Annotated in this window: 1 rRNA gene; it reads right to left on the reverse strand. The window is 57.7% G+C overall.

The window, feature by feature from the left end:
• Window positions 1-14 precede the first annotated feature (14 nt).
• Window positions 15-131: ribosomal RNA gene (gene rrf / locus AC1DBX_RS20665) — 5S ribosomal RNA — on the reverse strand.
• Window positions 132-475: the final 344 nt, after the last annotated feature.

Consider the following 475-nt stretch of genomic DNA (forward strand, 5'->3'; position numbering starts at 1 on the left):
GACCGTTAATGGTGTTCCGGCGGTGACCTACTCTCCCACACCCTCCCGGGTGCAGTACCATCGGCGCTGTGGGTCTTAGCTTCCGGGTTCGGGATGGGACCGGGCGTTTCCCCCACGCTATGACCGCCGTAACCCTTGCTCCGCCACCGTGCCCGCTGGGCGGGGGTGGGGAAAWCTGTGGTTACAACATGGCCGCTGCAGCGAATGCAGCTGTGGTGTTGTTATTTTGTTGTGGTTTTGTTCCTGTCGCAACGTGCCGTCGGTGACGGGTTTGTTGKTTGGGAACCACATAGTGGACGCAAGCAGTCTTGTTTCTTTGTACCCTCCCCATGGTGTGAACGTCTTTTGAATCCGTTCACGGGAAGAGTGTGTGGTGTAAGTTATCGGCCTATTAGTACCGGTCAGCTTCACGAGTCGTTAGTCCTCGCTTCCACATCCGGCCTATCAACCCAGTGGTCTGGCTGGGGGCCTCTCA

The organism is Arthrobacter sp. 10N44_2 (assembly GCF_056394385.1).